The 21,982-nt window shown below is 65.5% G+C and carries 17 protein-coding genes; 5 read left to right on the top strand and 12 right to left on the bottom strand.

The window, feature by feature from the left end; genetic code table 11:
- Nucleotides 1–72 precede the first annotated feature (72 nt).
- The gene (locus FZ029_RS03620) at nt 73–3,789 is read left to right on the top strand and encodes a DUF3971 domain-containing protein (protein WP_149268042.1); all 3,717 of its coding nucleotides are present in this window, start codon (nt 73–75) and stop codon (nt 3,787–3,789) included.
- Nucleotides 3,790–3,891: 102 nt separating this feature from the next.
- On the opposite strand, the gene leuC is transcribed toward FZ029_RS03620, so the two are convergent.
- The 3 genes from leuC to FZ029_RS03635 all read right to left on the bottom strand — a co-directional run bounded on the left by leuC (nt 3,892) and on the right by FZ029_RS03635 (nt 7,989).
- Nucleotides 3,892–5,295, bottom strand: a complete 1,404-nt coding sequence (gene leuC, locus FZ029_RS03625) for a 3-isopropylmalate dehydratase large subunit (RefSeq protein WP_109150871.1) — start codon at nt 5,293–5,295, stop codon at nt 3,892–3,894.
- 153 nt (nt 5,296–5,448) lie between these two features.
- The gene (locus FZ029_RS03630; RefSeq protein ID WP_149268043.1) at nt 5,449–6,867 is read right to left on the bottom strand and encodes an FAD-binding oxidoreductase; all 1,419 of its coding nucleotides are present in this window, start codon (nt 6,865–6,867) and stop codon (nt 5,449–5,451) included.
- Between the two features lie 126 nt (nt 6,868–6,993).
- The gene (locus FZ029_RS03635; RefSeq protein ID WP_149268044.1) at nt 6,994–7,989 is read right to left on the bottom strand and encodes an L-threonylcarbamoyladenylate synthase; all 996 of its coding nucleotides are present in this window, start codon (nt 7,987–7,989) and stop codon (nt 6,994–6,996) included.
- Nucleotides 7,990–8,103: 114 nt separating this feature from the next.
- Between FZ029_RS03635 and parA the strand changes: the two genes are divergently transcribed.
- Nucleotides 8,104–8,748 (top strand): ParA family partition ATPase, encoded by a 645-nt coding sequence (gene parA / locus FZ029_RS03640; protein WP_149268170.1) that lies wholly within the window; start codon nt 8,104–8,106, stop codon nt 8,746–8,748.
- 32 nt (nt 8,749–8,780) lie between these two features.
- On the opposite strand, the gene bfr (FZ029_RS03645) is transcribed toward parA, so the two are convergent.
- Both bfr (FZ029_RS03645) and bfr (FZ029_RS03650) read right to left on the bottom strand, forming a co-directional pair.
- Complete coding sequence (bfr, locus tag FZ029_RS03645; protein ID WP_149197991.1) at nt 8,781–9,260, bottom strand: bacterioferritin; 480 nt, start codon at nt 9,258–9,260, stop codon at nt 8,781–8,783.
- Between the two features lie 14 nt (nt 9,261–9,274).
- On the bottom strand, nt 9,275–9,757 hold the full coding sequence (gene bfr, locus FZ029_RS03650; protein WP_149268045.1) for a bacterioferritin: 483 nt from the start codon (nt 9,755–9,757) through the stop codon (nt 9,275–9,277).
- Between the two features lie 409 nt (nt 9,758–10,166).
- On the opposite strand from bfr (FZ029_RS03650), the gene tyrS reads away from it, so the two are divergent.
- A complete protein-coding gene (gene tyrS, locus FZ029_RS03655; protein WP_149268046.1) occupies nt 10,167–11,435 on the top strand; it encodes a tyrosine--tRNA ligase in 1,269 nt (422 codons plus the stop codon).
- A gap of 53 nt (nt 11,436–11,488) precedes the next feature.
- Here tyrS and FZ029_RS03660 read toward each other — a convergent pair whose 3' ends face one another.
- Together FZ029_RS03660 and FZ029_RS03665 are read right to left on the bottom strand one after the other, a co-directional pair.
- Nucleotides 11,489–12,799, bottom strand: coding sequence for a branched-chain amino acid ABC transporter permease (locus FZ029_RS03660; RefSeq protein WP_149268047.1), 1,311 nt, complete (start codon nt 12,797–12,799; stop codon nt 11,489–11,491).
- Between the two features lie 222 nt (nt 12,800–13,021).
- Nucleotides 13,022–14,041 (bottom strand): aspartate-semialdehyde dehydrogenase, encoded by a 1,020-nt coding sequence (locus FZ029_RS03665; protein WP_149268048.1) that lies wholly within the window; start codon nt 14,039–14,041, stop codon nt 13,022–13,024.
- A gap of 227 nt (nt 14,042–14,268) precedes the next feature.
- On the opposite strand from FZ029_RS03665, the gene FZ029_RS03670 reads away from it, so the two are divergent.
- The gene (locus FZ029_RS03670) at nt 14,269–15,879 is read left to right on the top strand and encodes an ABC transporter substrate-binding protein (RefSeq protein WP_149268049.1); all 1,611 of its coding nucleotides are present in this window, start codon (nt 14,269–14,271) and stop codon (nt 15,877–15,879) included.
- Nucleotides 15,880–15,916: 37 nt separating this feature from the next.
- Here the strand turns inward: FZ029_RS03670 and FZ029_RS03675 are convergent, their stop codons facing one another.
- Entirely contained in the window at nt 15,917–16,522 is a 606-nt protein-coding gene (locus FZ029_RS03675) for a cysteine hydrolase family protein (protein ID WP_149268050.1), read from the bottom strand.
- 86 nt (nt 16,523–16,608) lie between these two features.
- Here FZ029_RS03675 and FZ029_RS03680 point away from each other — a divergent pair, with 86 nt between their 5' ends.
- On the top strand, nt 16,609–17,490 hold the full coding sequence (locus FZ029_RS03680) for a LysR family transcriptional regulator (protein WP_149268051.1): 882 nt from the start codon (nt 16,609–16,611) through the stop codon (nt 17,488–17,490).
- 160 nt (nt 17,491–17,650) lie between these two features.
- Here FZ029_RS03680 and FZ029_RS03685 read toward each other — a convergent pair whose 3' ends face one another.
- The 4 genes from FZ029_RS03685 to def form a co-directional block, all read right to left on the bottom strand.
- On the bottom strand, nt 17,651–19,381 hold the full coding sequence (locus FZ029_RS03685) for a hypothetical protein (protein WP_149268052.1): 1,731 nt from the start codon (nt 19,379–19,381) through the stop codon (nt 17,651–17,653).
- 361 nt (nt 19,382–19,742) lie between these two features.
- Entirely contained in the window at nt 19,743–20,480 is a 738-nt protein-coding gene (gene truA / locus FZ029_RS03690; RefSeq protein ID WP_149268053.1) for a tRNA pseudouridine(38-40) synthase TruA, read from the bottom strand.
- 5 nt (nt 20,481–20,485) lie between these two features.
- Nucleotides 20,486–21,430 (bottom strand): methionyl-tRNA formyltransferase, encoded by a 945-nt coding sequence (gene fmt, locus FZ029_RS03695; RefSeq protein ID WP_149268054.1) that lies wholly within the window; start codon nt 21,428–21,430, stop codon nt 20,486–20,488.
- A gap of 20 nt (nt 21,431–21,450) precedes the next feature.
- Nucleotides 21,451–21,963, bottom strand: coding sequence for a peptide deformylase (def, locus tag FZ029_RS03700; RefSeq protein WP_109157004.1), 513 nt, complete (start codon nt 21,961–21,963; stop codon nt 21,451–21,453).
- Between the last annotated feature and the right edge of the window lie 19 nt (nt 21,964–21,982).

The following is a 21,982-nucleotide window of genomic DNA, read 5'->3' on the forward strand; positions in this document are numbered from 1 at the left end:
GGGCAGAAAGCTGCACGTGTCGGGCGCGAAGGTCAATCGGACCGATTCTCCTTCTATTTCCAACGGTGCCCGATGATCCGCCGTACCGCGAAGATCCTCGGCCTGACGCTGACCGGGGTCGGCGCCGTGGCGCTTGCCGCCGGCGGATTGTTCGCGTGGCGGCTGTCGCAGGGGCCGATCGCGCTCGATCCGCTGATCCCCTATGTCGAGCAGGCGCTGAGCGACCGTGACGGCCGCTTCCACATCGACATCGGCGAACTGGTGCTGTCGCTGGAGGACGAGGACGGGCTTGAGAACACCGGCGGACGGCGTCTGGACCTGCGCGCCCGCCGGGTGCAGGCCCTGAATGCCGGAGGGGCGGAACTGGCGGCGGTGCCTGAGATGGGCATCGGCTTCTCCATTCCGGCCCTGTTCCGCGGCACATTGTCGCCGACGCGCCTGGATCTGGTCCGGCCGCGCCTGACCGTGCTGCGCCGCGCCGACGGCAGCCTCGCCTTCGACGTGCGGGCAGACGCCGAGTCCGCCGGAAGTTCCGAGAATAGCGGCCCCGACCTGATGGACGAGGCGCTGGACAGCCTGCGCCGCCCGCCCGACATCGACCGGCCGCTGGGTCTGCTGCGCCGTCTGTCGGTGGTGGGTGCCGACCTGCGGGTCGAGAACCGCATGCTCGATCTGTCCTGGCACGCCACGCGCGCCGACGTCGTGCTGACCCGCGACTCCCAGGGCGCCCAGGGCCGCGCCCGCGTCACGCTGGATTTGGGCAATGGCGGCAGTGGAGCGACGCCCCAGGCGGTGACCGTCGCCGCCGCCGGCCATTACAACATCGCCGACGCCACCACCGACCTGACCCTGTCGGTCGACGGGCTGGAGCCGGCGGCGCTGGCGGAGGTCGGGCCGGCAATGGCGCCGCTGTCGGCGGTGAAGCTGCCGCTGTCCGGCACGGTCTCGGCGCGGCTGGACCCGCGCTTCGAACCCTCGACGGTCGATCTGAACCTGCGCGGCGGCAGCGGCAGCGTCGCCCTGCCCGCCGCCCTGCGGCCGGAGCCGCTCACGGTGCGGAGCCTGGAGCTGCGCGGCAGCCTGGATGTGCCGGGCCGGCGGCTGCGGATCGACGATCTGTCGCTGGCGGCGGCGGATGGCGGCGAAGCGCTGGGCCTGAGCGGCCGGGGCGAACTGGTGGATACCGATGGCGAGCGTGCCCTCCAGGCCAGCCTGTCGCTGACCGCCGGCGGCCGGACCGCCGGGCTGGAGCTGTCGGGACGGCAGGGGCCGGACAAGGATGGCCGGGCCACCGCGCGGCTGACCGGCTTCACCCCCGCCGCCGTCGCCGGCCTCGCCCCGCCGCTGGAACCGCTGAAGGCCGCCGACCTGCCGCTGTCGGGAACGGTGGAGGTCGCCTTCGACCCGTCGCTGCAGCCGACCGGCGGCAAGGCCGACATCACCGCCGGACGCGGGCAGTTGCTCCGCCCCGACCTGTTCGAAGGACCGCTGCCGATCGAATCGGCCCGGCTGCGGCTGCATGGCGACCGCGACCGCATCGAGCTGGATGGGCTGAGCGCCGTGCTGGGCGAGACCGGCGGGCCGCAGCCGAAGGTCGAGGCCAGCGGCACCGCGCTCCGCCAGGGCGACCGCATGGCGGTGGAGGCGCAGGCGGCGGCCCGCGGCGTCGCGCTGGACGAGTTGCATCGCTACTGGCCGACCGTCGCCGGTCGCAACGCGCGGGAATGGGTGACCCGGAACCTGTCGCACGGGACGGTGACGGAGGCGCGGGCGGAGGTGGACCTCTCGGTACCACTCGACGGGTCGGGACCGCCCGAACAGACGCGCTTCCTCGCCACCATGGCCGGGCAGGACATCAGCGTCCGCTATTTCCATGACCTGACGCCGGTCACCGGCGCCGGGCTGGAGGCGACGACCGACGGCAAGACCTTCACCGTCCTGACCAAGGGCGGCCGGATCGCCGACCCCAAATCGGGCGACATCGAGATCGGCGACGGCAAGGTGGTGATCGGCGGGCTGGACATCGGCAAGGAGACGATGGACATCCGCCTGCCGGTCCAGGGTCCGGTACGCTCCATCCTGACCCTGATCGACATGCCGCCGCTGGGCTATCCGACCAAGCTGGAGATGGACCCGAAGCGCACCCAGGGCACCGCCGAGGCGCAGCTGCATTTCGCCTTCCCCCTGCTGGCCGACCTGAAGGTGGAGCAGCTGGAACTGGACGTGACCGGCAAGCTGCACAAGGTGGCGGTGGAGAAGGTCGCGGCCGGGCTGAACGCCACCGACGGCGAGCTGTCGCTGGCCCTCGACCTCAAGGCGATGCAGATCAAGGGCGCCACCAAGCTGGACGGCATTCCCGTCACCGTCGACTGGAACGAGTCCTTCGACAGCGCCGCCAAGGGGCCGCGCACCCGCATCGCGGTGAAGGGCGACGCCACCGCCGACGATCTGCGCGCCCACGGCATCGATCTGGAGGACCGGGTGCAGGGTCCCTTCGGCGCCGACATCCTGTTCACGGTGGACCGCAAGCACAAGCTGCTGCTGACCGGCAACCTGAACCTGGAGAAGACCCGGCTGTCGATCGAGGAACTGGGTTGGGCCAAGCCCCCCGGCAAACCCGGCACCGGCAAGCTGACGCTGGAGTTCGACAAGGACCGTCCCACCCGCATCAGCAACCTGACCATCGACGCCGGCGGGCTGAAAAGCGTCACCAACCTGGAGCTGGCCGACGGCGGCAAACGGGTGGCGCGGGTGCAGACCCCCAGCTTCAAGCTGGGCCAGACCGACCTGCGCGCCGACCTGACCGTTCTGCCTCCCGCCAAGCCCGGCGGCCCGTCCGGCGGCTATGCCGGCACCATCACCGGCGCCAGCCTGGACGCCCGCGGCCTGACCGGCAAGACGCCGTCCGGCGAGGGCGCCGTCACTCCGCCGCCCAAGAAGCCGCCCTCCCCCACCGACGATGGCCGCAAGACGCCGCTTGACGTCACCATCAAGTTCGATTCGGTGGTGTTCGGCGAGGGACGGCGGCTGCGGCAGGTCTCGGGAACCATGCGGCGGAACGCCGCCGCATGGACCCTGCTGGACCTCACCGGCCGCAGCGAAGGCGGCGGCGTGTCGCTGAAATGGCGGCCGGGTCCGCAGGGCGTCTACGACCTTGCGATCAATGCCGAGGATCTGGGTTCCGCCCTGCAGGCGATGGACCTGAACGACCGCATGCGCGGCGGCCGGCTGACCCTGACCGGCCGCTCTGCCGAGCCGCGGGCCGATGCCGCCATCGTCGGCAAGGCCGAGATCCGCGATTACACGCTGATCGACGTTCCGGCACTGGCCCGCATCCTGAACGCCATCTCGCCATCAGGGTTTGCTGAACTGCTGGGCGGCGGCAAAGGTGTCAATTTCGGTCGGATGGTGGCGGATTTCCGCAAGGAGGGCCGGCTGCTGACGCTGAAGGACCTGCGCACCTCGGGCTCGGCGCTCGGCCTGACGCTGGAAGGGCAGATCGACCTGGAGACGGAAACCGCCAACCTGCAGGGCACCATCGTCCCGGTCTATGGCCTGAACCGGCTGATCGGCCAGATCCCGCTGCTGGGCGACATCCTGAGCGGCGGCGAGGGCCAGGGCATCTTCTCCGCCACCTGGCATGTGCAGGGACCGCTGTCCGACCCGGACGTGTCGGTCAACCCGCTGGCCGTGCTGGCGCCGGGTTTCCTACGCAACCTGTTCTTCCTGGGCGGCGACGGCACGCCGATGCCCGACACCAAGGCGCCGCCGGAGGCGCATACGCGGTGAGGCGTCAGCCCACCGTACCGGTACGAAGCGACGTTCCAAGCAAAAGGGGCAGGAACGGGGGAAACCCCGATCCTGCCCCTTCAACAACCAAACCTTACAGTCTTACAGCGCGCGGACGTCGGCCAGATGGCCGGTCACCGCCGCCGCCACGGCCATCGCCGGGCTGACGAGGTGGGTGCGGCCGCCGCGGCCCTGACGGCCTTCGAAGTTGCGGTTGGAGGTCGAGGCGCTGCGCTCGCCGGGAGCCAGACGATCGGCGTTCATCGCCAGGCACATGGAGCAGCCGGGCTCGCGCCACTCGAAGCCGGCCTCGGTGAAGATCTTGTCCAGACCCTCTTCCTCGGCCTGCTCCTTGACCAGACCCGAGCCCGGAACCACCAGGGCGCGCACGCCCTCCGCGACCTTGCGGCCCTTGGCGACCTCGGCGGCGGCGCGCAGGTCTTCGATGCGGCCGTTGGTGCAGGAGCCGATGAAGACGGTGTCGACCTTCACCTCGGTCAGCGGCTGGCCGGGGGTCAGGCCCATGTAGGCGAGCGAGCGCTCGACGGCGGCGCGCTTGCCGGCATCGGCGATCTCGGCCGGGTTCGGCACGGTCGCGGTGATCGGCAGCACGTCTTCCGGGCTGGTGCCCCAGGTGACCTGCGGGACGATGTCGGCGGCGTTCAGCACGACGGTGGCGTCATAGACCGCACCCTCGTCCGACGGCAGCGTCTTCCAATACTGGACGGCCTGTTCCCAGGCGCCGGCCTTCGGCGCCAGGGCGCGGCCCTGGACATAGGCGAAGGTCTTCTCGTCCGGGGCGATCAGGCCGGCGCGGGCGCCGCCTTCGATCGCCATGTTGCAGACGGTCATGCGGCCTTCCATCGACAGGTCGCGGATGGCTTCGCCCGCGAATTCGATGACGTAACCGGTGCCGCCGGCGGTGCCGATCTTGCCGATGATGGCCAGCACGATGTCCTTGGCGGTAACGCCCGGATTCACCTTGCCGTCCACGCGGATCAGCATGTTCTTGGCCGGCTTCTGCAGCAGGGTCTGGGTGGCCAGCACATGCTCAACCTCCGACGTGCCGATGCCGAAGGCCAGCGCACCGAACGCACCGTGGGTGGCGGTGTGGCTGTCGCCGCAGACGATGGTGGCGCCGGGCAGGGTGAAGCCCTGTTCCGGGCCGACGATGTGCACGATGCCCTGGCGGACGTCGTCCATCGGGAAGTAGCGGACGCCGAAGTCGCGGGCGTTCTTGTCCAGCGTCTCCACCTGGATCCGGCTCTCCTCCTCGACGATGCCCTTGGAGCGGTCGGTGGTGGGGACGTTGTGGTCGGGCACGGCGAGAGTTGCTTCCGGACGCCGCACCTTGCGGCCGGCGACGCGCAGTCCTTCGAACGCCTGGGGGCTGGTCACTTCATGGACCAGATGGCGGTCGATGTAGAGGATGCAGGTGCCGTCGTCCTGGCGATGCACGACGTGGCTGTCCCAAATCTTGTCGAACAGAGTGCGCGGCTTGGACATCGGAAAAACTCTCTCTCGCGGTACGACAGGCGCAGAACAATCGGAGGCCGCACCATAGCCTTGTGTCGCGCCGGGGACAAGCGCGGCCATACGTCTTTCGCCGCAAGCCTGTCCCCCGCAATATTATGACGCGGGCGGCCGTTGAAGAGGTGTTCAGGGCAGCATCTTGCCCGGATTCAGCAGGCCCTTGGGGTCGAGCGTCACCTTGATGGCGCGCAACATGTCGAACTCCACCGGCCCCTTGATGACCGGCATCTCGTCCTTCTTGAAGCGGCCGACGCCATGCTCGGCGGAGATGGAACCGTCGAGCTTGAAGATCACCTCATTGACGACGTGGCAGATCTCGTCCCAGCGGTCGAGATAGGCCTTGGTGTCGGTGCCCTCGGGCTGGCTGAGGTTGAAGTGGATGTTGCCGTCGCCGACATGGCCGAAGGGGGTCGGACGGATGCCGGGGCAGGCCTTCGCCACCGCGGCTTCGGCCAGTTCGATGAACTCGGCGACGCGGGAAACCGGGATCGACACGTCGTTCTTGATCGAGCCGCCTTCGAATTTCTGCGCCTCGACGATGGCCTCGCGGATGAACCACAACTGCTTGGCCTGGGCGTCCGACTGGGCCAGCGTGGCGTCGGTCGCCAGTTCCGCCTCGAACGCCTCGCCCAGCGCGGTCTCCACCGTCTCCTGGAAGGCGTCGGACCGGGTGCCGGCGGTCAGCTCGGTCAGGACATACCAGGGCGACGGCTCCGACAGCGGGTCGATGGTGCCGGCGACGTGTTTCAGGGCGAAATCCAGGCAGCGGCGCGACATCAGCTCGAAAGCCGACACGGCATCGCCGGAGGCGGCGCGCAGGCGGGCCAGCAGCTCGATGGCCGCCGCCGGGCTCGGCACGGCGACGAAGGCGGTGATCGACTGGCGCGGGCGCGGGAACAGCTTCAGCACGGCGGCGGTGACGATGCCCAGCGTGCCTTCGGCGCCGACGAACAGGTTCTTCAGGTCGTAGCCGGTGTTGTTCTTGCGCAGGCGGCGCATACCGTCCCAGACGCGCCCATCGGCCAGAACCACCTCCAGTCCCAACACGAGGTCGCGGGTGTTGCCATAGCGCAGGACGTTGATGCCGCCGGCGTTGGTGGAGATCAGGCCGCCGATCTGCGCCGTGCCCTCCGCCCCCAGGCTCAGCGGGAACAGGCGGTCGGCGTCGGCCGCGGCCTCCTGGATGCTGGTCAGCACCACGCCGGCCTCCACCGTCATGGTGTAGTTCAGCGTGTCGATGTCGCGGATGCGGTTCATGCGCGACAGGCTGAGCACGATCTCGCGCCCCTCCTCGTAGGGGATGGAGCCGCCGACGAGGCTGGTGTTGCCGCCCTGGGGCACGATGGGGATGCCGGCCTCGGCGCAGACCTTGACGACCGCCGCGACCTCCTCGGTGCTGGCCGGGCGGACCACCGCCGGGCTGTTGCCCTTGAAGCGCCCGCGCCACTCCGACAGGTAGGGGGCCATGTCGGCGGCATCGGTGAGGATGCCGGACGGGCCGACGATGGCGCGGATCTGGTCGAGAGCAGCGGCGATGTTGGTCATGGCGCGGGGTCCGGCAGGTGGAGGTGGTCGCATCGAAACGCGACACTTCTACAATCTAGCCGCCCTCATTTCCATGCAACTGTTGCGCAGACCAGCCGCCACGCCAGCTTTTGGCTCTTTGGGCGTTTAGCTCCGCGGGGCGGCGGCGCGGCGCAGGCGGTCGTTGATCGCCATGCCCAGCCCCACCTCCGGGATCGGCATCACGGCGATGCGCTTGGCCCCGCTCTGGTCCAGGCTGCGCAGATGCGAGAACAGGTTGGCCGCCGCCTCGTTCAGGTCGCCTTCCAGGCTCAGGTTCAGGCGGGTGATGCCGCCGAAGACGAAGCGGTCGGGGCCGAAGGTCAGGAACGCCTCGTCCTCCTCCGCCGAAGAGGCGTTGAGGCGCACCGCCGCATTCGGGGCGTAGTGGCTTTCCAGCTGGCCGGGCGATTTCGGCGCGGTCGGGTCGCCGGCCGACAGGCGGACCGGGCCGATCAGCCGCTCCATCTCGTCGGGCAGCACGGCGCCGGGGCGCAGCAGCACCGCCTCGGGCCCGGTCAGGTCGATGACGGTGGACTCGAGGCCGACCATGCATTTGCCGCCGGTGACGATGGCGTCGACCCGGTCGCCCAGGCTTTCCAGCACATGGTGCGGCGTGGTCGGGCTGACGGCGCCGGATCGGTTGGCGCTGGGGGCGGCGATCGGCTTTCCGGCGGCGCGCAGGATGGCCTGGGCCACCGGGTGGTTGGGCACGCGGATGGCGATGCTGTCCAGCCCGGCGCTGACCAGCAGCGACAGGGCGGAGTTGGCCGGGCGCGGCACGACCATGGTCAGGGGACCGGGCCAGAACTGCGTCGCCAGATCGTGGGCGCGGTCGTCGAACAGGCCCCAGGAGTGGGCGGCGACCAGATCGGGCACATGGACGATCAGCGGGTTGAACTGCGGCCGGCCCTTGGCGGCGAAGATGGCCGCCACGGCGCGGTCGTCGGTGGCGTCGGCGCCCAGGCCATAGACCGTCTCGGTCGGGAAGGCGACGAGACGGCCGGCGCGCAGCAGTTCGGCCGCGCGGGCGATGCCGGTGGGGGTGGCCGGGATCAGCGCCGGGCGCTTTTCACCGGTATCGGGTGCGGAATGGTCGGTCACGGCGTCTTTCTAGCCCGTGCAGCACCGGTGTCAATTCGCGCGGTTGCACCGGTGCCATGCCCAAGGTTATGAGGGGAGTGCGCAATCACCGAACACAACATGATGGGTACGGGCATGACGGGCAAGGTCTTCACCGTGGCGCAGCAGAAAGGCGGCGCCGGCAAGACCACGCTGGCGGCCCACCTCGCCATCGCCTGGGCGCAGCTTGGATACCGCGTCGCCACCGTTGACATCGACCCGCAGGGCAGCCTGACCCGCTGGCACGCCGTGCGGTCGGAGGCGACCGGCGGGCAGCCCGGCTTCACCCATGTGCAGATCACCGGCTGGCGCACCCAGGCCGAGGTGGAGAAGCTGGCGCGTGCCCACGACATCGTGGTGATCGACAGCCCGCCGCACGCCCAGACGGAGGCGCGCATCGCCGTCCGTGCCGCCACGCTGGTGATCGCCCCGGTGCAGCCGAGCCCGATGGACCTGTGGGCGGTGCATCCGACCATCGATCTGGCGGCGCAGGAGAAGCGCCGGCTGCTACTGGTGCTGAACCGCGTGCCGCCGCGCGCCCGAATCGCCGACGAACTGATCGCCAAGGTGCATGAACTGGTCGATCCGCCGGCGGTGGACCTGGCGACGGCGCAGGTCGGCAACCGCACCGCCTATGCCGGCACGCTGATGACCGGCCTGTCGGTGACGGAGGCCGCGCGCAAGACCCAGGCGGCGGCGGAGATGCAGGCGCTGGCGGAGGAGATTTTGGAGCGGGTTTGAGGGGGCAAGCTGCTCTCGCCCCCCAATCCCCCTCAGTCCTTGAACTCGCCCATCGCCGACTGGATGTAGTTCGGCAGGCCGATGTCGTCGATCAGGCTCAGCTGGGTTTCCAGATAGTCGATGCGCTCTTCCGACTCTTCCAGCAGTTCGGACAGCTCGTCGCGCGACACGTAGTCGGCCTTTTCCTCGCACACGGCGATGGCGTTGGCGATGCGGTCGCGAGCCTCACGCTCGGCGGCGAGATCGCTGGAGAGGATCTCCGGCACGTCCTCGCCGATGTGAAGCTTGCCGAGGTCCTGGAGGTTGGGGATCGCCTCGATGAACAGGATGCGTTCGATGATCTCGTCCGCGCTCTTCATCACCTCGATGGAGGCGTGATACTCCCACTTGCCCAGGGCCTTGACGCCCCAGTTCTTCAGCATGCGGGCGTGCAGGAAATACTGGTTGATCTGCGTCAGCTGGTCCTTCAGGACGATCTGAAGCTGGGCGATGACGTCGCTGTTGCCTTTCATGGTCCGTCCTCCGCTCAGGTGGGGAAGCCGCCCATGGCCGACTGCAGGTAATTCTGCACGCCGAGCATGTCGATCAGGCCAAGCTGCTGTTCCAGCCAGTGGGCGTGGTCTTCTTCGGTGTCGACCAGCAGTTCCAGCAGGATGCGGCGGGTGTCGTAATCCTTCACCTGCTCGCAATAGGCGATTGCCTCCTTCAGGGCGGCCACCACCTCATATTCCAGGTTCAGGTCGTTCCGCATCATCTCCGGAACGGTCTTGCCGATGTGAATCGGGTCGCGGCTGGCGACGTCGGGCGTGCCTTCCAGGAACAGGATGCGGCGGATCAGCTTGTCGGCATGCTCCAGTTCCTCCACCCGCTCGTGCGAGATGCGCTCGCTCAGCGCCTTGAGGCCCATGTCCTCCATGCTGCGCGCGTGGGACAGATACTGGTCGGCCGCGCTCAGCTCGCCGGTGAGCAGCTTGTTCAAACGGTCCAGGACCCCTTGATCGCCTTGCATGATGGAATGCTCCGAAATGGACAATTTGACGCACCTTGTCACAGACGAAGGACTCGCACAATAAAAATCTCCTGTAGAAACATAAATGTAGTTGATAGTCACTATCATTTGGGTCGGTCGCGGGCTGCACAAAATACAGTCAGGGCGGGATGTCTGTTTTGCGAATCAATGTCAATTGCGATAAGGACGGAATCCGGGGAATTCCCCAGCATAACTTGTGGGATTTGACTTGCGGCGGTGCAGCGATGCTTGAGCCGGAGAACCGGCGGGCAGCCGCGTCGGTTCCCACCCCGCCGATCCGGCGCCGATCCGGCCGCCGCATTGAGGCAGGGGCCGTTCCGTGGTAACAGACCGCGGGAATTCTGCGACCCTGCCCGCCCTTCATTTCAACGACAGCCGGATTGCGGCCATGACGACGACCACCCCCTCGGCCCCCGCCTCGGAGTTCCTGCGCACCCTTCAGGAGCGCGGGTTCATCCACCAGTGCACCGACCTCGCCACGCTGGACGAGCGGGCGCAAAAGGGGCCGATCGTCGCCTATATCGGCTTCGACTGCACCGCCGACAGCTTGCATGTCGGCAGCCTGCTTCCGATCATGATGCTGCGCTGGCTGCAGAAGACCGGCCACAAGCCGATCGTCCTGATGGGCGGCGGCACCACCAAGATCGGCGACCCGTCGGGCAAGGACGAGGCGCGCCAGCTGCTGACCGACGAGGTCATCGGCAACAACATGGCGGGCATCAAGCGCATCTTCGGCCGTTACCTGACCTTCGGGAACGGGCCGACCGACGCGGTGATGGCGAACAACGCCGACTGGCTGGACGAGCTGAAATACATCCCGCTGCTGCGCGACATCGGCCGGCATTTCACCATCAACCGGATGATGAGCTTCGAGTCGGTCAAGCTGCGTCTGGACCGCGAGCAGCCGCTGACCTTCCTCGAATTCAACTACATGATCCTCCAGGCCTACGATTTCGTGGAACTGAAGCGTCGCTATGGCTGCACGCTGCAGATGGGCGGGTCGGACCAGTGGGGCAACATCGTCAACGGCGTCGAACTCGGCCGCCGCACCGATGGGGCGGAGCTGTTCGGCCTGACCACGCCGCTGCTGACCACGTCCTCCGGCGCCAAGATGGGCAAGACGGCTGCCGGCGCGGTGTGGCTGACCGCCGACAAGCTCGGCAGCTATGATTTCTGGCAGTACTGGCGCAACACCGAGGATGCCGACGTCGGCCGCTTCCTGCGCCTCTACACCGAACTGCCGCTGGACGAGGTCGCCCGGCTGGAAAGCCTGCAGGGCGCCGAGATCAACGAGGCCAAGAAGATCCTCGCCAACGAGGTGACCAGGCTCGCCCATGGCGAGGAGGCCGCATTGGAGGCCGCCGAGACCGCGCGCCGCGCCTTCGAGGAGGGCGCCGCGGCCGAGGGGCTGCCCAGCATCGAGGTCTCCCGCGCCGATCTGGAGGCCGGTCTGCCGGTGGTCGATTTGCTGGTGTCGGCCGGTCTGGCGGCGTCGAAGGGCGAGGCGCGTCGCCTCATCAAGGGCGGCGGGGCCAAGCTGAACGACGGGCCGATCGCCGACGAGACGGCGAAGGCGACTGCGGCGGACCTGAACGCCGACGGCGTGGTCAAGCTCAGCGCCGGCAAGAAGCGGCATGCACTGGTGAAGGTGGGGTAAGGAGGCTCACGGTGCCGGCCGGGGCCGAATAGTCGCCGGCCGGCACCTCCCGCCTAATCGCCCCTCCCCCGCGCCTGCCCCATCAATCCCTGCGGCCGGTAGATCAGGAACAGCGTCAGCAGTCCGAACGCGACGATGTCCTTGTAGGCGAGCGCGAAATAGGCCGACCAGAAGGTCTCCACCAGCCCCAGCAGGGCGCCGCCCAGCATCGCCCCCGGCACCGAGCCGATGCCGCCGACCACCGCCGCGGCCAGCGCCTTGAAGCCGATCAGGTAGCCGGTGAAGAAGTTCACCCCGCCATAATACAGCGCGATCACCGCCCCCGCCGCCGCGGCCAGTCCGCCGCCGATGGCGAAGGTCGCCGCCACCGTCCGGTTGACGTCCACCCCCACCAGTTCCGCCGCCGCGATGTCGTCGGTGCAGGCGCGATGCGCCCGCCCATAGGCGGTGCGCTGCATGATTCCCCATAGCAAGGCATAGAGACCGCCGGTCAGCGCCAGGATCGCCAGCTGCGCGGTCAGCGCGGTGACGGTGAAGGCCCCGTCGCTCAGCAGGTCGTACCGCCCGGTCAGCACCGGCGCCGGCCACCAGTCGCGGGCGCCATGCAGCAGCCGCACCCCCTCCTGATAGGCGATGGACAGCCCCACCGCGACGATCAGCGGCGTGTGGCTGCGCACCCCGCGCAGGCGGCGAAAGACAAGCCGGTCCATCGTCCAGCCCTGCACCGCGGTAAAGCCCATCACCAGCACCAGAACGCCGAGCAGGGCCGGCGGCCAGGTCGCCCAGCCGGCCATGCCCAGACCGGCCGCCGCCATCGCCGTCAGCATGGCGCCCAGCATCGTCAGTTCCCCCATCGCCAGATTGATCTGGCCGAGGATGGCGTAGACCAGGGTGTAGCCCAGCGCCAGCAGCCCATAGACGCAGGCGACGGTGGCGGCATTGATGATTTGCTGGACCAGGAACAGGACAGGCGTCCAGCGCGTCGGCGGCGCCCGTTCCACCTCCACCACGCCGCCCACGGCATCGCGCGGCGGCCTGATGCGCAGCCATTGCTGCAGCATGGCGAAACGGATCCCGGTCAGCCAGCCGCTGCGGTCGGTGGCGACCGCCGCCAGGGTGCGCCGTCCCTCCTCCATCGACGTGCCGGCGAAGCGGCAGGCGATCCAATGCGCCTGCCCGCCGCTGCGGTAATCGACACGCAGCACCCGCTTGTCCTCGGCGTATGAGCGGGTGGACAGGTCGGTGACGGGACCGTCGTCGAAGGCCGGGATCAGCTTCCGGCACAGCGCGTCCTGGTCGGCATCGACGCCGCACCCGGTGAGCAGCAGCAGGACAAGGCACAACAGCGGCAGGATGCGAGGCACGGAACCGCCCGGTCAGGTGGGATGGTTCAGCCTACCGACAATTTGGAAGGGTGGGAAGGTGAGAGAGTGGTTGCGCGGGTGCCCCCTCCCCATCCCTCCCCCTCTTCGAGGGAGAGGGGGCAGAATGCTTGTCGGCGTGATGTATATGCCAAAGCGGCGGCAGTCCCCTCTCCCGCCGAAGGCGGGGGAGGGTTAGGGAGGGGGCCAGCTACACCCGTCCCTTCACTCCACCATGTAATCCCGCACCAGCAGCTCGGCGATCTGCACGGCGTTCAGCGCCGCGCCCTTGCGCAGGTTGTCGGCGACGCACCAGAAGGACAGGCCGTTCTCCACCGTGAAGTCGTCGCGGATGCGGCTGACGAAGACCGGATTGTCGCCGGCGACTTCGACCGGCGTGACATAGCCGTCGGTGGTCTGCTGATCGACCACCGACACACCGGGGGCGGCGCGCAGGATGACGCGGGCCTCCTCGGCGCTGATCGGCTCCTCCGTCTCGATGTTGATCGACAGGGCATGGCCGATGAAGGTGGGAACGCGGACGCAGGTGGCGGCGACCTTGATCTTGGGATCGAGGATCTTCTTGGTCTCCACCATCATCTTCCACTCTTCCTTGGTGGAACCGTCCTCCATGAAGGCGTCGATCTGGGGGATGACGTTGAAGGCGATCTGCTTGGGGAAGACGCTCTTGGCGATGGGGTCGTTGACGAAGATGGCGCGGGTCTGGGTGAACAGCTCGTCCATCGCCTCCTTGCCGGCGCCCGACACCGACTGGTAGGTCGATACCACGACGCGGCGGATTTTGTAGCGGTCGTGCAGCGGCTTCAGCGCCACCACCATCTGGATGGTGGAGCAGTTGGGGTTGGCGATGATGCCGCGCTTGCGATAGCCGGCCAGCGCCTCCGGGTTCACCTCCGGCACCACCAGCGGCACGTCGGGGTCCATGCGGAAGTGCGAGGTGTTGTCGATCACCATGGCACCGGCGGCGGCGGCGCGCGGCACATGGACGGCCGACACCTTGGCGCCGGGCGACGACAGCACGATGTCCACGCCATGGAAGTCGAACTTGTTGAGGTCCTGGACCTTGAGGATGTCGTCCTCGCCATAGGACACCTCCTGGCCGATCGACTTTTCGGAGGCGAGCGCGATGACCTTGTCGGCCGGGAACTTCCGCTCGGCCAGCGTTTGCAGGATCTCGCGCCCGACATTGCCGGTGGCGCCGATGACCGCGACGGTATAGCCCATGACGGTGGATTCCTTCTGCCGAATGTCCGCGAATACAAGAATGGTGCCGGGGGGCGATAGGAGCTAGGCGCTTTCCCCACGAATTGCAACCCGTCCCGGCTGGAAACGGCGGGCTGGAAACAGGCGGGGCGGAACCGGCCAACCTGCCGGGTTGACATACCGGGGAAGGCAGCAGGAAGATTCACTCTTCAACAGTGCCCGAACGGGCCTCCAGGGAGACTTCACGGATGACCAGCTTCAAGCGCGGCCTTATTGCCCAGACCGTTCTCGGCGCCGCCGCTCTCGCCCTCGTCAGCCTCGCCGCCCCGGCCATCGCCGCCACGCCGAAGGATTCGCTGGTGATGGCGTGGCAGTTCGACGACATCGTCAGCCTCGACCCCGGTGAGATCTTCGAGCTGTCGGGCGCGGAATACAGCGCACAGGTCTATGACCGCCTGATCCATTTCGACGTCAACGACGTCAGCAAGATCGAGGGCGAGGTCGCCGAAAGCTGGACCGTGTCGCCCGACGGCAAGACCTTCACCTTCAAGATCCGCGACGGCATCAATTTCCATTCCGGCAACCCGCTGACCGCCGACGACGTGGCATGGTCCTTCGCCCGCGCGGTGAAGATGAACAAGGGTCCGGCCTTCATCCTGACCCAGTTCGGCCTGACCCCGGCCAATGTCGACCAGATGGTGCGCGCCACCGATCCGAAGACGCTGGTCTTCACCACCGACAAGGCCTATGCCCCGACCTTCGTGCTCTACTGCCTGACCGCCGACGTCGCGTCGGTCGTCGATTCCAAGCTGGTGAAGAGCAAGGAGAAGGACGGCGATTTCGGCGCCGGCTGGCTGAAGACCAACTCCGCCGGCTCCGGCCCCTTCATCCTGAAGCAGTGGAAGCCGAGCGAACTGCTGACCTTCGAAGCCAACACGAAATACTGGCGCGGCGCGCCGAAGCTGAAGCGCGTGCTGATCCGCCACATCGCGGAACCGGCGACCCAGCGCCTGCTGCTGGAGAAGGGCGACGTCGACGTCGCACGCAACCTGAAGCCGGAGCAGTTCGAACCGCTGAAGTCCAGCGACGCCATCCGTCTGGTCCAGGCGCCGAAGGGCACGCTGTGGTATCTCAGCCTGAACCAGAAGGTCCCCGCCCTGGCCAAGCCCGAGGTGCGCGAGGCCTTCAAGTATCTGGTCGATTACGACGGCATGGCCGGCTCCATCATGAACGGCATCGGCGCCGTCCATCAGGCCTTCCTGCCCAAGGGCTTCCTGGGCGCCGTCAACGACAACCCCTACAAGTACGATCCGGCCAAGGCGAAGGAACTGCTGGCGAAGGCCGGCTATCCCGACGGCTTCACCGTCAGCATGGACGTGCGCAACACCAACCCGACCCAGGACATGGCCCAGGCGATCCAGGCCAGTGCCGCCAAGGCCGGCGTGAAGATCGAGATCATCCCCGGCGACGGCAAGCAGGTGCTGACCAAGTTCCGCGCCCGCAACCATGAACTGATGATCCAGCAGTGGGGCGCGGATTACCAGGATCCGAACTCCAACGCCGACACCTTCGCCTCCAACCCCGACAACAGCGACGACGCCAAGTCCAAGCCGCTGGCCTGGCGCAACGCCTGGGACATTCCGGAGCTGACCAAGAAGACCGCCGCCGCGGTCGAGGAACGCGACAGCGCCAAGCGCGCCAAGATGTACGAGGAGCTGCAGCGCTCGGTCCTGGCCGATTCGCCCTTCGTCATCATGTTCCAGCAGACCGAGATGGTGGCGGAGCGCAAGGACGTCACCGGCCTCGTCTGGGGGCCGAGCTTCGACACCAACTACTACTGGAAGGCCGAGAAGAAGTAAGAATGCGGCGGGGGCGCCGACCGCGCCCCCTCCCGTCTCACCCCCAGGCCCGCGCGTCCTCGACCACGGTGGCGAGGCTGTCGGACAGGCCGGTCAGCACGCCGCGCTGGATGTCGGCCGCCGGCACCACGCCGCCCTTGCCGTCCGGCAGGTCGCGGGTGGCGGTGGCCGACGCCACGACCGTCACCCGCCAGCCATGATCCACCGCCGACCGCGCGGTGCTGCTGACGCAGTTGTGGGTCATGAAGCCGGCGACGATCATCTCCGTCCGTCCGGTATCGCGCGCCACCGTCTGCAGATCCGTCCCGGCGAAGGCGTTGGCGAGCTTCTTGACGATCACCGGTTCGTCCTCGCGCGGGGCGACCGCCGGGACGATCTCCGCCATCGGCCCGGTCGGGTCGAACACCGGCGCGCCCGCCGCAGTGTGATGGACGATGTGGATCACCGGCACGCCATTGGCGCGGGCAAGGCCCAGCAACTCCGCCGCCTGCTCCACCGCCGCATCGACGCCGGACAGCCGCACGGCGCCGTCGGTGTATTCGCGCTGAAGGTCGATCAGCACCAGAACCGCCTTGTCGAGCGGGGCGGGAGTGCTCGGCGCGCCGACGATCTGGCGCAGGGTCCGGGCGGGAAGAGTCGTCATCGGGAAATGCTCCGCTGTCGTTTGAGCGTTGATGGGGGCCATGCTGCCCCGTTCACCGATGCGCGGCCATCCGCTATCCTTGCACGATGACTGTTCAGAAATTCACAGGCCCGCTCGACTGGGACGATCTGCGCGTCTTCCTGGAACTGGCCCGCGCCGGCAGCCTGTCGGCGGCGGCACGCGGCCTGCGGCTGAGCCATGCCACGGTCGGCCGCCGGCTGGCCGCGCTGGAGGCAACGCTCGGCCGCAGCCTGATGGAGCGCCGCCCCGACGGCTATGTCCTGACCGCGGAGGGCGAGAGCGTCCGCGCCCTGGCCGAGGCGATGGACGAGCGGGCGCAGGCGATCCGCCGGCGCGAGGGAGATGCGGCGGGCCTGACCGGCACCGTGCGTCTGACCATGACCCAGGGGCTGGCCGACGTCTTCCTGATCCCCCGGCTTGGGCCGCTGCGGGTGGCCAACCCCGCCCTGGATTTGGAGATCGTGGTCGACAACCGCACCCTCAGCCTCGCCCGGCGGGAGGCCGATCTGGCGATCCGGCTGGCCCGGCCGCAACGCGGCGATCTGGTCGGACGGCGGCTGGCGACGCTGGGCTATGGGCTGTACGCGGCGCCGGACGCGCCCGACACGCTGATCGCCTACGACGAGTCGATGGCGGACCTGCCGGAGGCCTTGTGGCTGGACCGCCATGGCGGCGGCCGGCGCGTCGCCTTCCGTTCCAACAGCGTGCAGGGGCAGCTTGCCGCGGCGGTCGCCGGCTTCGGCACCGCCTTCCTGCCCTGCATGCTGGCGGACGGCGTGCCGGGGCTGGAGCGTCTTGCCCTCCCCGGTCCACCATTGACTCGCGAGGCGTGGCTGCTGGTCCACCGCGACCGCCGCGAAGTGCCGCGGGTACGGGCGGTGATCGAGCATCTGGTGGCGGTGTTCACCGCCGAGAAGGAGCGGCTGGCGGGAATCATCACAAGTTAAGCTACGCTTGATAATACCATCACAGGATCCTCCAGTATAAGAGTCGTTGGCGCGACCACAGCTTTCAGCATACACTGTACGTCGCTATTCTCGACATTTTCGCCCAGTAGAAAATCTAGCGCGCTTTTCCTGTTTTCTAGACGATCTAAATATCCAATAATCATGAGCTACTCATCAGAATATCAAGCTCGTCTTTCAGCGGAACTAGAGGTTGGTAGAGCTGTACGTATGCCCTTCCAACAGCTCCTGTAAATAAGTTCAACTTTGGACGGGCATTACCGCAAGATAAGATGTGCTCACCTGCGATGCCAGGGTATGGATCAATATAGTATATCTCTGAAACCCCCAACTGGTAAGCCTTCTTTGAGCAAAGTTCGCATGGGCTCGCAGTAGTAAAAAGAGCACCCCTTTTAATGCCTTGCCCGCCATACTTTGTAATTTGTAAAAAAGCATTTTCCTCTGCATGCAACGCTCGAGTATGGACTTGGTTCTTCTCATTTATAGCTTTATTGTAAGTCGATTTAAAACAATAAAATAGCGGTCTTCCTTGTATAGAGTAACCTTCCTGACTAAATTGGGACAGCTTATCAAAGCCATTCTTAAATCTCATATCGTTTGGATCTCGCTCAAAGTCGCTAAAAGCTTCGACATCACTCTGATCTTTTATTCTTTTTACATTTCTTAAGACGCAAGGGACTTGTCCCTCGGCCACGCTATTCCAACCCACTGCACGAATAGAGTAACTGTCGTCGGTGACAACAGCACCAACTTGTCTTGAGATGCATCCTGAATTGAGTTTTGCCGTTATAGCAACCTGCATACATCTTTCTAGCTGATTTGGAGGCACCAAGCCGGGATGTTGTATGAGCGATACATATTTAATAAGCGACTTCCTAAGGACACTACGCTCAATATCAGCTTCATCTTGCGGATTCTCGACGATAATATCCGCAAGCTCCAAACATTTCCCTATATGCTGAGAAACGAGCATATCGTAGTTCGTGAGATTATCTTTCTTCGGATATTCTTTTTCCGATAAATCTTTTATTGCGTCATTTGTAAAATTATGCTTGTGCAACCTTGCTCGCCGAGAGACCTCATCCGTTGTAATTGCAAATAAATAAAATGCAGAATAGCGCCCGCGGAAGAATTGAACTTCAAAAGGGTTTCTGATTGCATCAATAACAAAATATCCAGGCTCGTCTTTAATTTCACTATATCTACGCCCAAGTTTCAAAAGAGAATTTATAAACTTTGGCAACGCAAATATATTTTCAGGATCAGGACTGTCTTTTGAAGAATCCCCAGAACGTCTAATGTTATTTCCAACTGCCTGCATCAATTTTGTATAATTCTGAAGACCATGGCTTGAAAATACCTTTTTGAACTCACAAGCTCGATCCTTTAGAATATTGAAATAGAAGTTATAAGCCCCTTCTATGATCTCATTAGATGTCTCTTGCTCATTGATGATAGACTGAATTTTATAACTATTGGATATATTCTTTACATCGTTAAAAATACTCAACGCTCGATTAAGACAATCATCGGAACAGAATTTCTCAAGAATTGATCGAATTTGTTCGTCGTCGAGACGTGAAATCTTAAAGAATATGATGCTGCTTACACTAATCACCTTAAATCTTGACCAGTTGCTCTTTGCCCATTCATAAATTATACCATACTTTCTTTGCTCATTACTTTTCATTGGGCAAGCCGGAGACGGAAGGTTAATGGATGAGGCATCGCTAGCAAGAATATCCGCAGCAGCACTGCACCCGCTCCCCGTTCTTCCAGTCAATCCAATAACAATAAATTGGTCCCTTTGATGGAATAGCTCTTTTATTCCACGAGCCAATTCCTGATTATGCTGAGTAATATTTGCCATCATCTCCACCTTCTCTCAATACGTCCGCGATGTATTTCTCGCGCATTCATATCAGGAAATACAAAAATTCTCTCAGATAATATGAAAAAGAGTTCAGTATATCAACATGCCACACAGCTTGCACGCTTGCGATTTCATTAATCGTACACAAACAATACATTTACAATCAAATAATTGGAGAAGTTCTCTGAATAATCACAAGACATATAGATAACGCCACACATAAAATCACGCAAATTCTCAAATAAATCTATCAACTTATATTTTCGGATGACTATACAATACTCAAAAAATATCTCAGCTTATATTGAAATTTATTTTAGTGTATAGCAACACTACTTGAGATCTGTAGTTTTCCCGGCACCTAATATCGCGCCGCCATGAAATAGAGCCCGTCCGGCGGGCAGGTCGGCCCGGCCTTGGCGCGGTTGCGGGCCTCCAGCGCGCGGCGGACATCGTCCACGCTCCATTTGCCGGCGCCGACCAGTTCCAGCGTGCCGACCATGTTACGGACCTGATGGTGCAGGAAGGAGCGCGCGGCGGCGTGGACGCGGATTTCCTCGCCCTGACGCTCCACATCCAGCCGGTCGAGCGTCTTCACCGGCGACTTGGCCTGACACAGCGCGGCGCGGAAGCTGGTGAAGTCATGCTGGCCGACCAGCACCTGAGCCGCCGCGTGCATCGCCTCCGCGTCCAGCGGCCGGGTGACGTGCCACGCCCGGCCGGCGTCGAGAGCCAGCGGCGCCCGGCGGTTGACGATGCGGTAGACATAGGCGCGGCCGGTGGAGGTCAGCCGCGCGTGGAAGTCCTCGGCCACCGCCTCCACCTCCAGCACCGCGATGGGGGCCGGCTTCAGGTGGAAGTTCAGGGCGTCGCGCAGCTTCAGGCCGGTGAAGGGCTTCTCCAGGTCGAAATGGCAGACCTGCCCCAGCGCATGCACGCCGGCGTCGGTGCGGCCGGAGCCATGGACCCGTACCACCTCGCCGGACAGGCGCTGCACCGCCTCCTCCAGGCTCTGCTGGACGGAGGGGCCGTTGTCCTGGCGCTGCCAGCCGACGAAGGGACGGCCGTCATACTCGACGGTCAGTTTCCAGCGCTGCACGGCGGTCAGTCCGCAACGGTTTCGGCGGAGACCGGCTGCCCGACCGCCAGCGCGAATCCGCGCAGGAAGGCCGCGCCGTCCACCGGCGCCTTGCCCGGCCGCTGCACCTTGATCAACCGCACCGCACCATCGGCGCAGGCGACCGTCAGCCGGTCGTCGAGCAGCGTGCCGGGCGTGCCCGTGCCGGTCGCGGGTTCGGCGGCCAGCACCTTGATGCGCTCGCCATTGGCCGCATCGAACCAGCAGCCCGGCCACGGCGTCAGCGCGCGGACCTGCCGCTCGACGTAGTCCGCGGGCTGTGTCCAGTCGAGCCGGCCATCCTCGCGCGTCAGCTTGGCGGCGTAGGTGACGCCCTCTTCCGGCTGCGGCACGGCGGCCAGCGTGCCGGCGGCCAGACCGTCCAGCGCCGGAACGATCATGCGGGCGCCGAGCGCCGCCAACTCGTCATGCAGGCTGATGGCGGTGGTGGCGGGGGTGATCGCCACCGCCTCTTTCGACAGCATGGCGCCGGTGTCGAGGCCGATGTCCATCTGCATGATGGTGATCCCGGTCTCGGCGTCGCCGGCCAGGATGGAACGCTGGATCGGCGCCGCCCCGCGCCAGCGCGGCAGCAGCGAGCCATGCACGTTGACGCAACCCAGCCGCGCCGCGTCGAGGATCGGCTGCGGCAGGATCAGGCCATAGGCGGCGACCACCGCGGCGTCGGCCTTGAGGTCGGCGAACTCCGCCTGGGCCTCGGCGTTGCGCAGGCTCTTCGGCGTGCGGACGGGGATGCCGTGCTCCTCGGCGAAGCGGTGGACGGGCGATTTCTGCACCTGCTGGCCACGGCCGGCCGGGCGCGGTGGCTGGCTGTAGGCGCAGACGACCTGATGCCCCGCCTCGATCAGCGCGGCAAGGCTGGGCACGGCGAAATCCGGCGTGCCCATGAAGACGAGACGGAGCGGAGTCATCAATTTCCAATCGAGGCGGGTCAGGCCGTCGCCTTCTGCATCTTCTGGACCTTCTTCAGCAGGATGTTCCGCTTCAGCATCGACAGGTAATCGACGAACAGAACGCCGTTCAGATGGTCGATCTCATGCTGGATGCAGGTGGCGAGCATACCGTCGGCCTCGATCTCCTGCTGCTGGTTCTTCTCGTCAAGATAGCGGACGCGGATGCGCTGGGGCCGGGTGACCTCGGCATACTGCTCCGGCACCGACAGGCAGCCTTCCTCGCACACCGACTTCTCGTCGGAGGACCAGACGATCTCCGGGTTGGCGAGGCGCATCGGGTTCGCCGGCTCACCCTTCTCGTGGACGTCGACGACGATGACGCGGTCGAGCACGCCGACCTGCGGGGCGGCCAGACCGATGCCGTTGGCGTCGTACATGGTCTCCACCATGTCGTCCATCAGCTTGACGACGCGCGCATCCACTTCGGCGACGGGTTGCGCCTTGCGCTTCAGGATCGGATGCGGGGCGACGAGGATCGGAAGACGGGCCATGGGTGCTCGATGCTGGTAG

Source organism: Azospirillum sp. Sh1, assembly GCF_008365135.1.
Taxonomy (GTDB): domain Bacteria; phylum Pseudomonadota; class Alphaproteobacteria; order Azospirillales; family Azospirillaceae; genus Azospirillum; species Azospirillum oryzae.

Excerpts from the sequence above, each read along its gene's own strand:
- FZ029_RS03665 (WP_149268048.1), bottom strand. The coding sequence starts at position 14,041 with ATGGGCTATACCGTCGCGGTCATCGGCGCCACCGGCAATGTCGGGCGC.
- FZ029_RS03620 (WP_149268042.1), top strand. The coding sequence starts at position 73 with ATGATCCGCCGTACCGCGAAGATCCTCGGCCTGACGCTGACCGGGGTC.
- leuC (WP_109150871.1), bottom strand. The coding sequence starts at position 5,295 with ATGTCCAAGCCGCGCACTCTGTTCGACAAGATTTGGGACAGCCACGTC.
- parA (WP_149268170.1), top strand. The coding sequence starts at position 8,104 with ATGACGGGCAAGGTCTTCACCGTGGCGCAGCAGAAAGGCGGCGCCGGC.
- fmt (WP_149268054.1), bottom strand. The coding sequence starts at position 21,430 with ATGACTCCGCTCCGTCTCGTCTTCATGGGCACGCCGGATTTCGCCGTG.
- def (WP_109157004.1), bottom strand. The coding sequence starts at position 21,963 with ATGGCCCGTCTTCCGATCCTCGTCGCCCCGCATCCGATCCTGAAGCGC.
- tyrS (WP_149268046.1), top strand. The coding sequence starts at position 10,167 with ATGACGACGACCACCCCCTCGGCCCCCGCCTCGGAGTTCCTGCGCACC.
- FZ029_RS03675 (WP_149268050.1), bottom strand. The coding sequence starts at position 16,522 with ATGACGACTCTTCCCGCCCGGACCCTGCGCCAGATCGTCGGCGCGCCG.
- FZ029_RS03670 (WP_149268049.1), top strand. The coding sequence starts at position 14,269 with ATGACCAGCTTCAAGCGCGGCCTTATTGCCCAGACCGTTCTCGGCGCC.
- FZ029_RS03680 (WP_149268051.1), top strand. The coding sequence starts at position 16,609 with ATGACTGTTCAGAAATTCACAGGCCCGCTCGACTGGGACGATCTGCGC.
- bfr (WP_149268045.1), bottom strand. The coding sequence starts at position 9,757 with ATGCAAGGCGATCAAGGGGTCCTGGACCGTTTGAACAAGCTGCTCACC.
- FZ029_RS03685 (WP_149268052.1), bottom strand. The coding sequence starts at position 19,381 with ATGATGGCAAATATTACTCAGCATAATCAGGAATTGGCTCGTGGAATA.
- FZ029_RS03630 (WP_149268043.1), bottom strand. The coding sequence starts at position 6,867 with ATGACCAACATCGCCGCTGCTCTCGACCAGATCCGCGCCATCGTCGGC.
- bfr (WP_149197991.1), bottom strand. The coding sequence starts at position 9,260 with ATGAAAGGCAACAGCGACGTCATCGCCCAGCTTCAGATCGTCCTGAAG.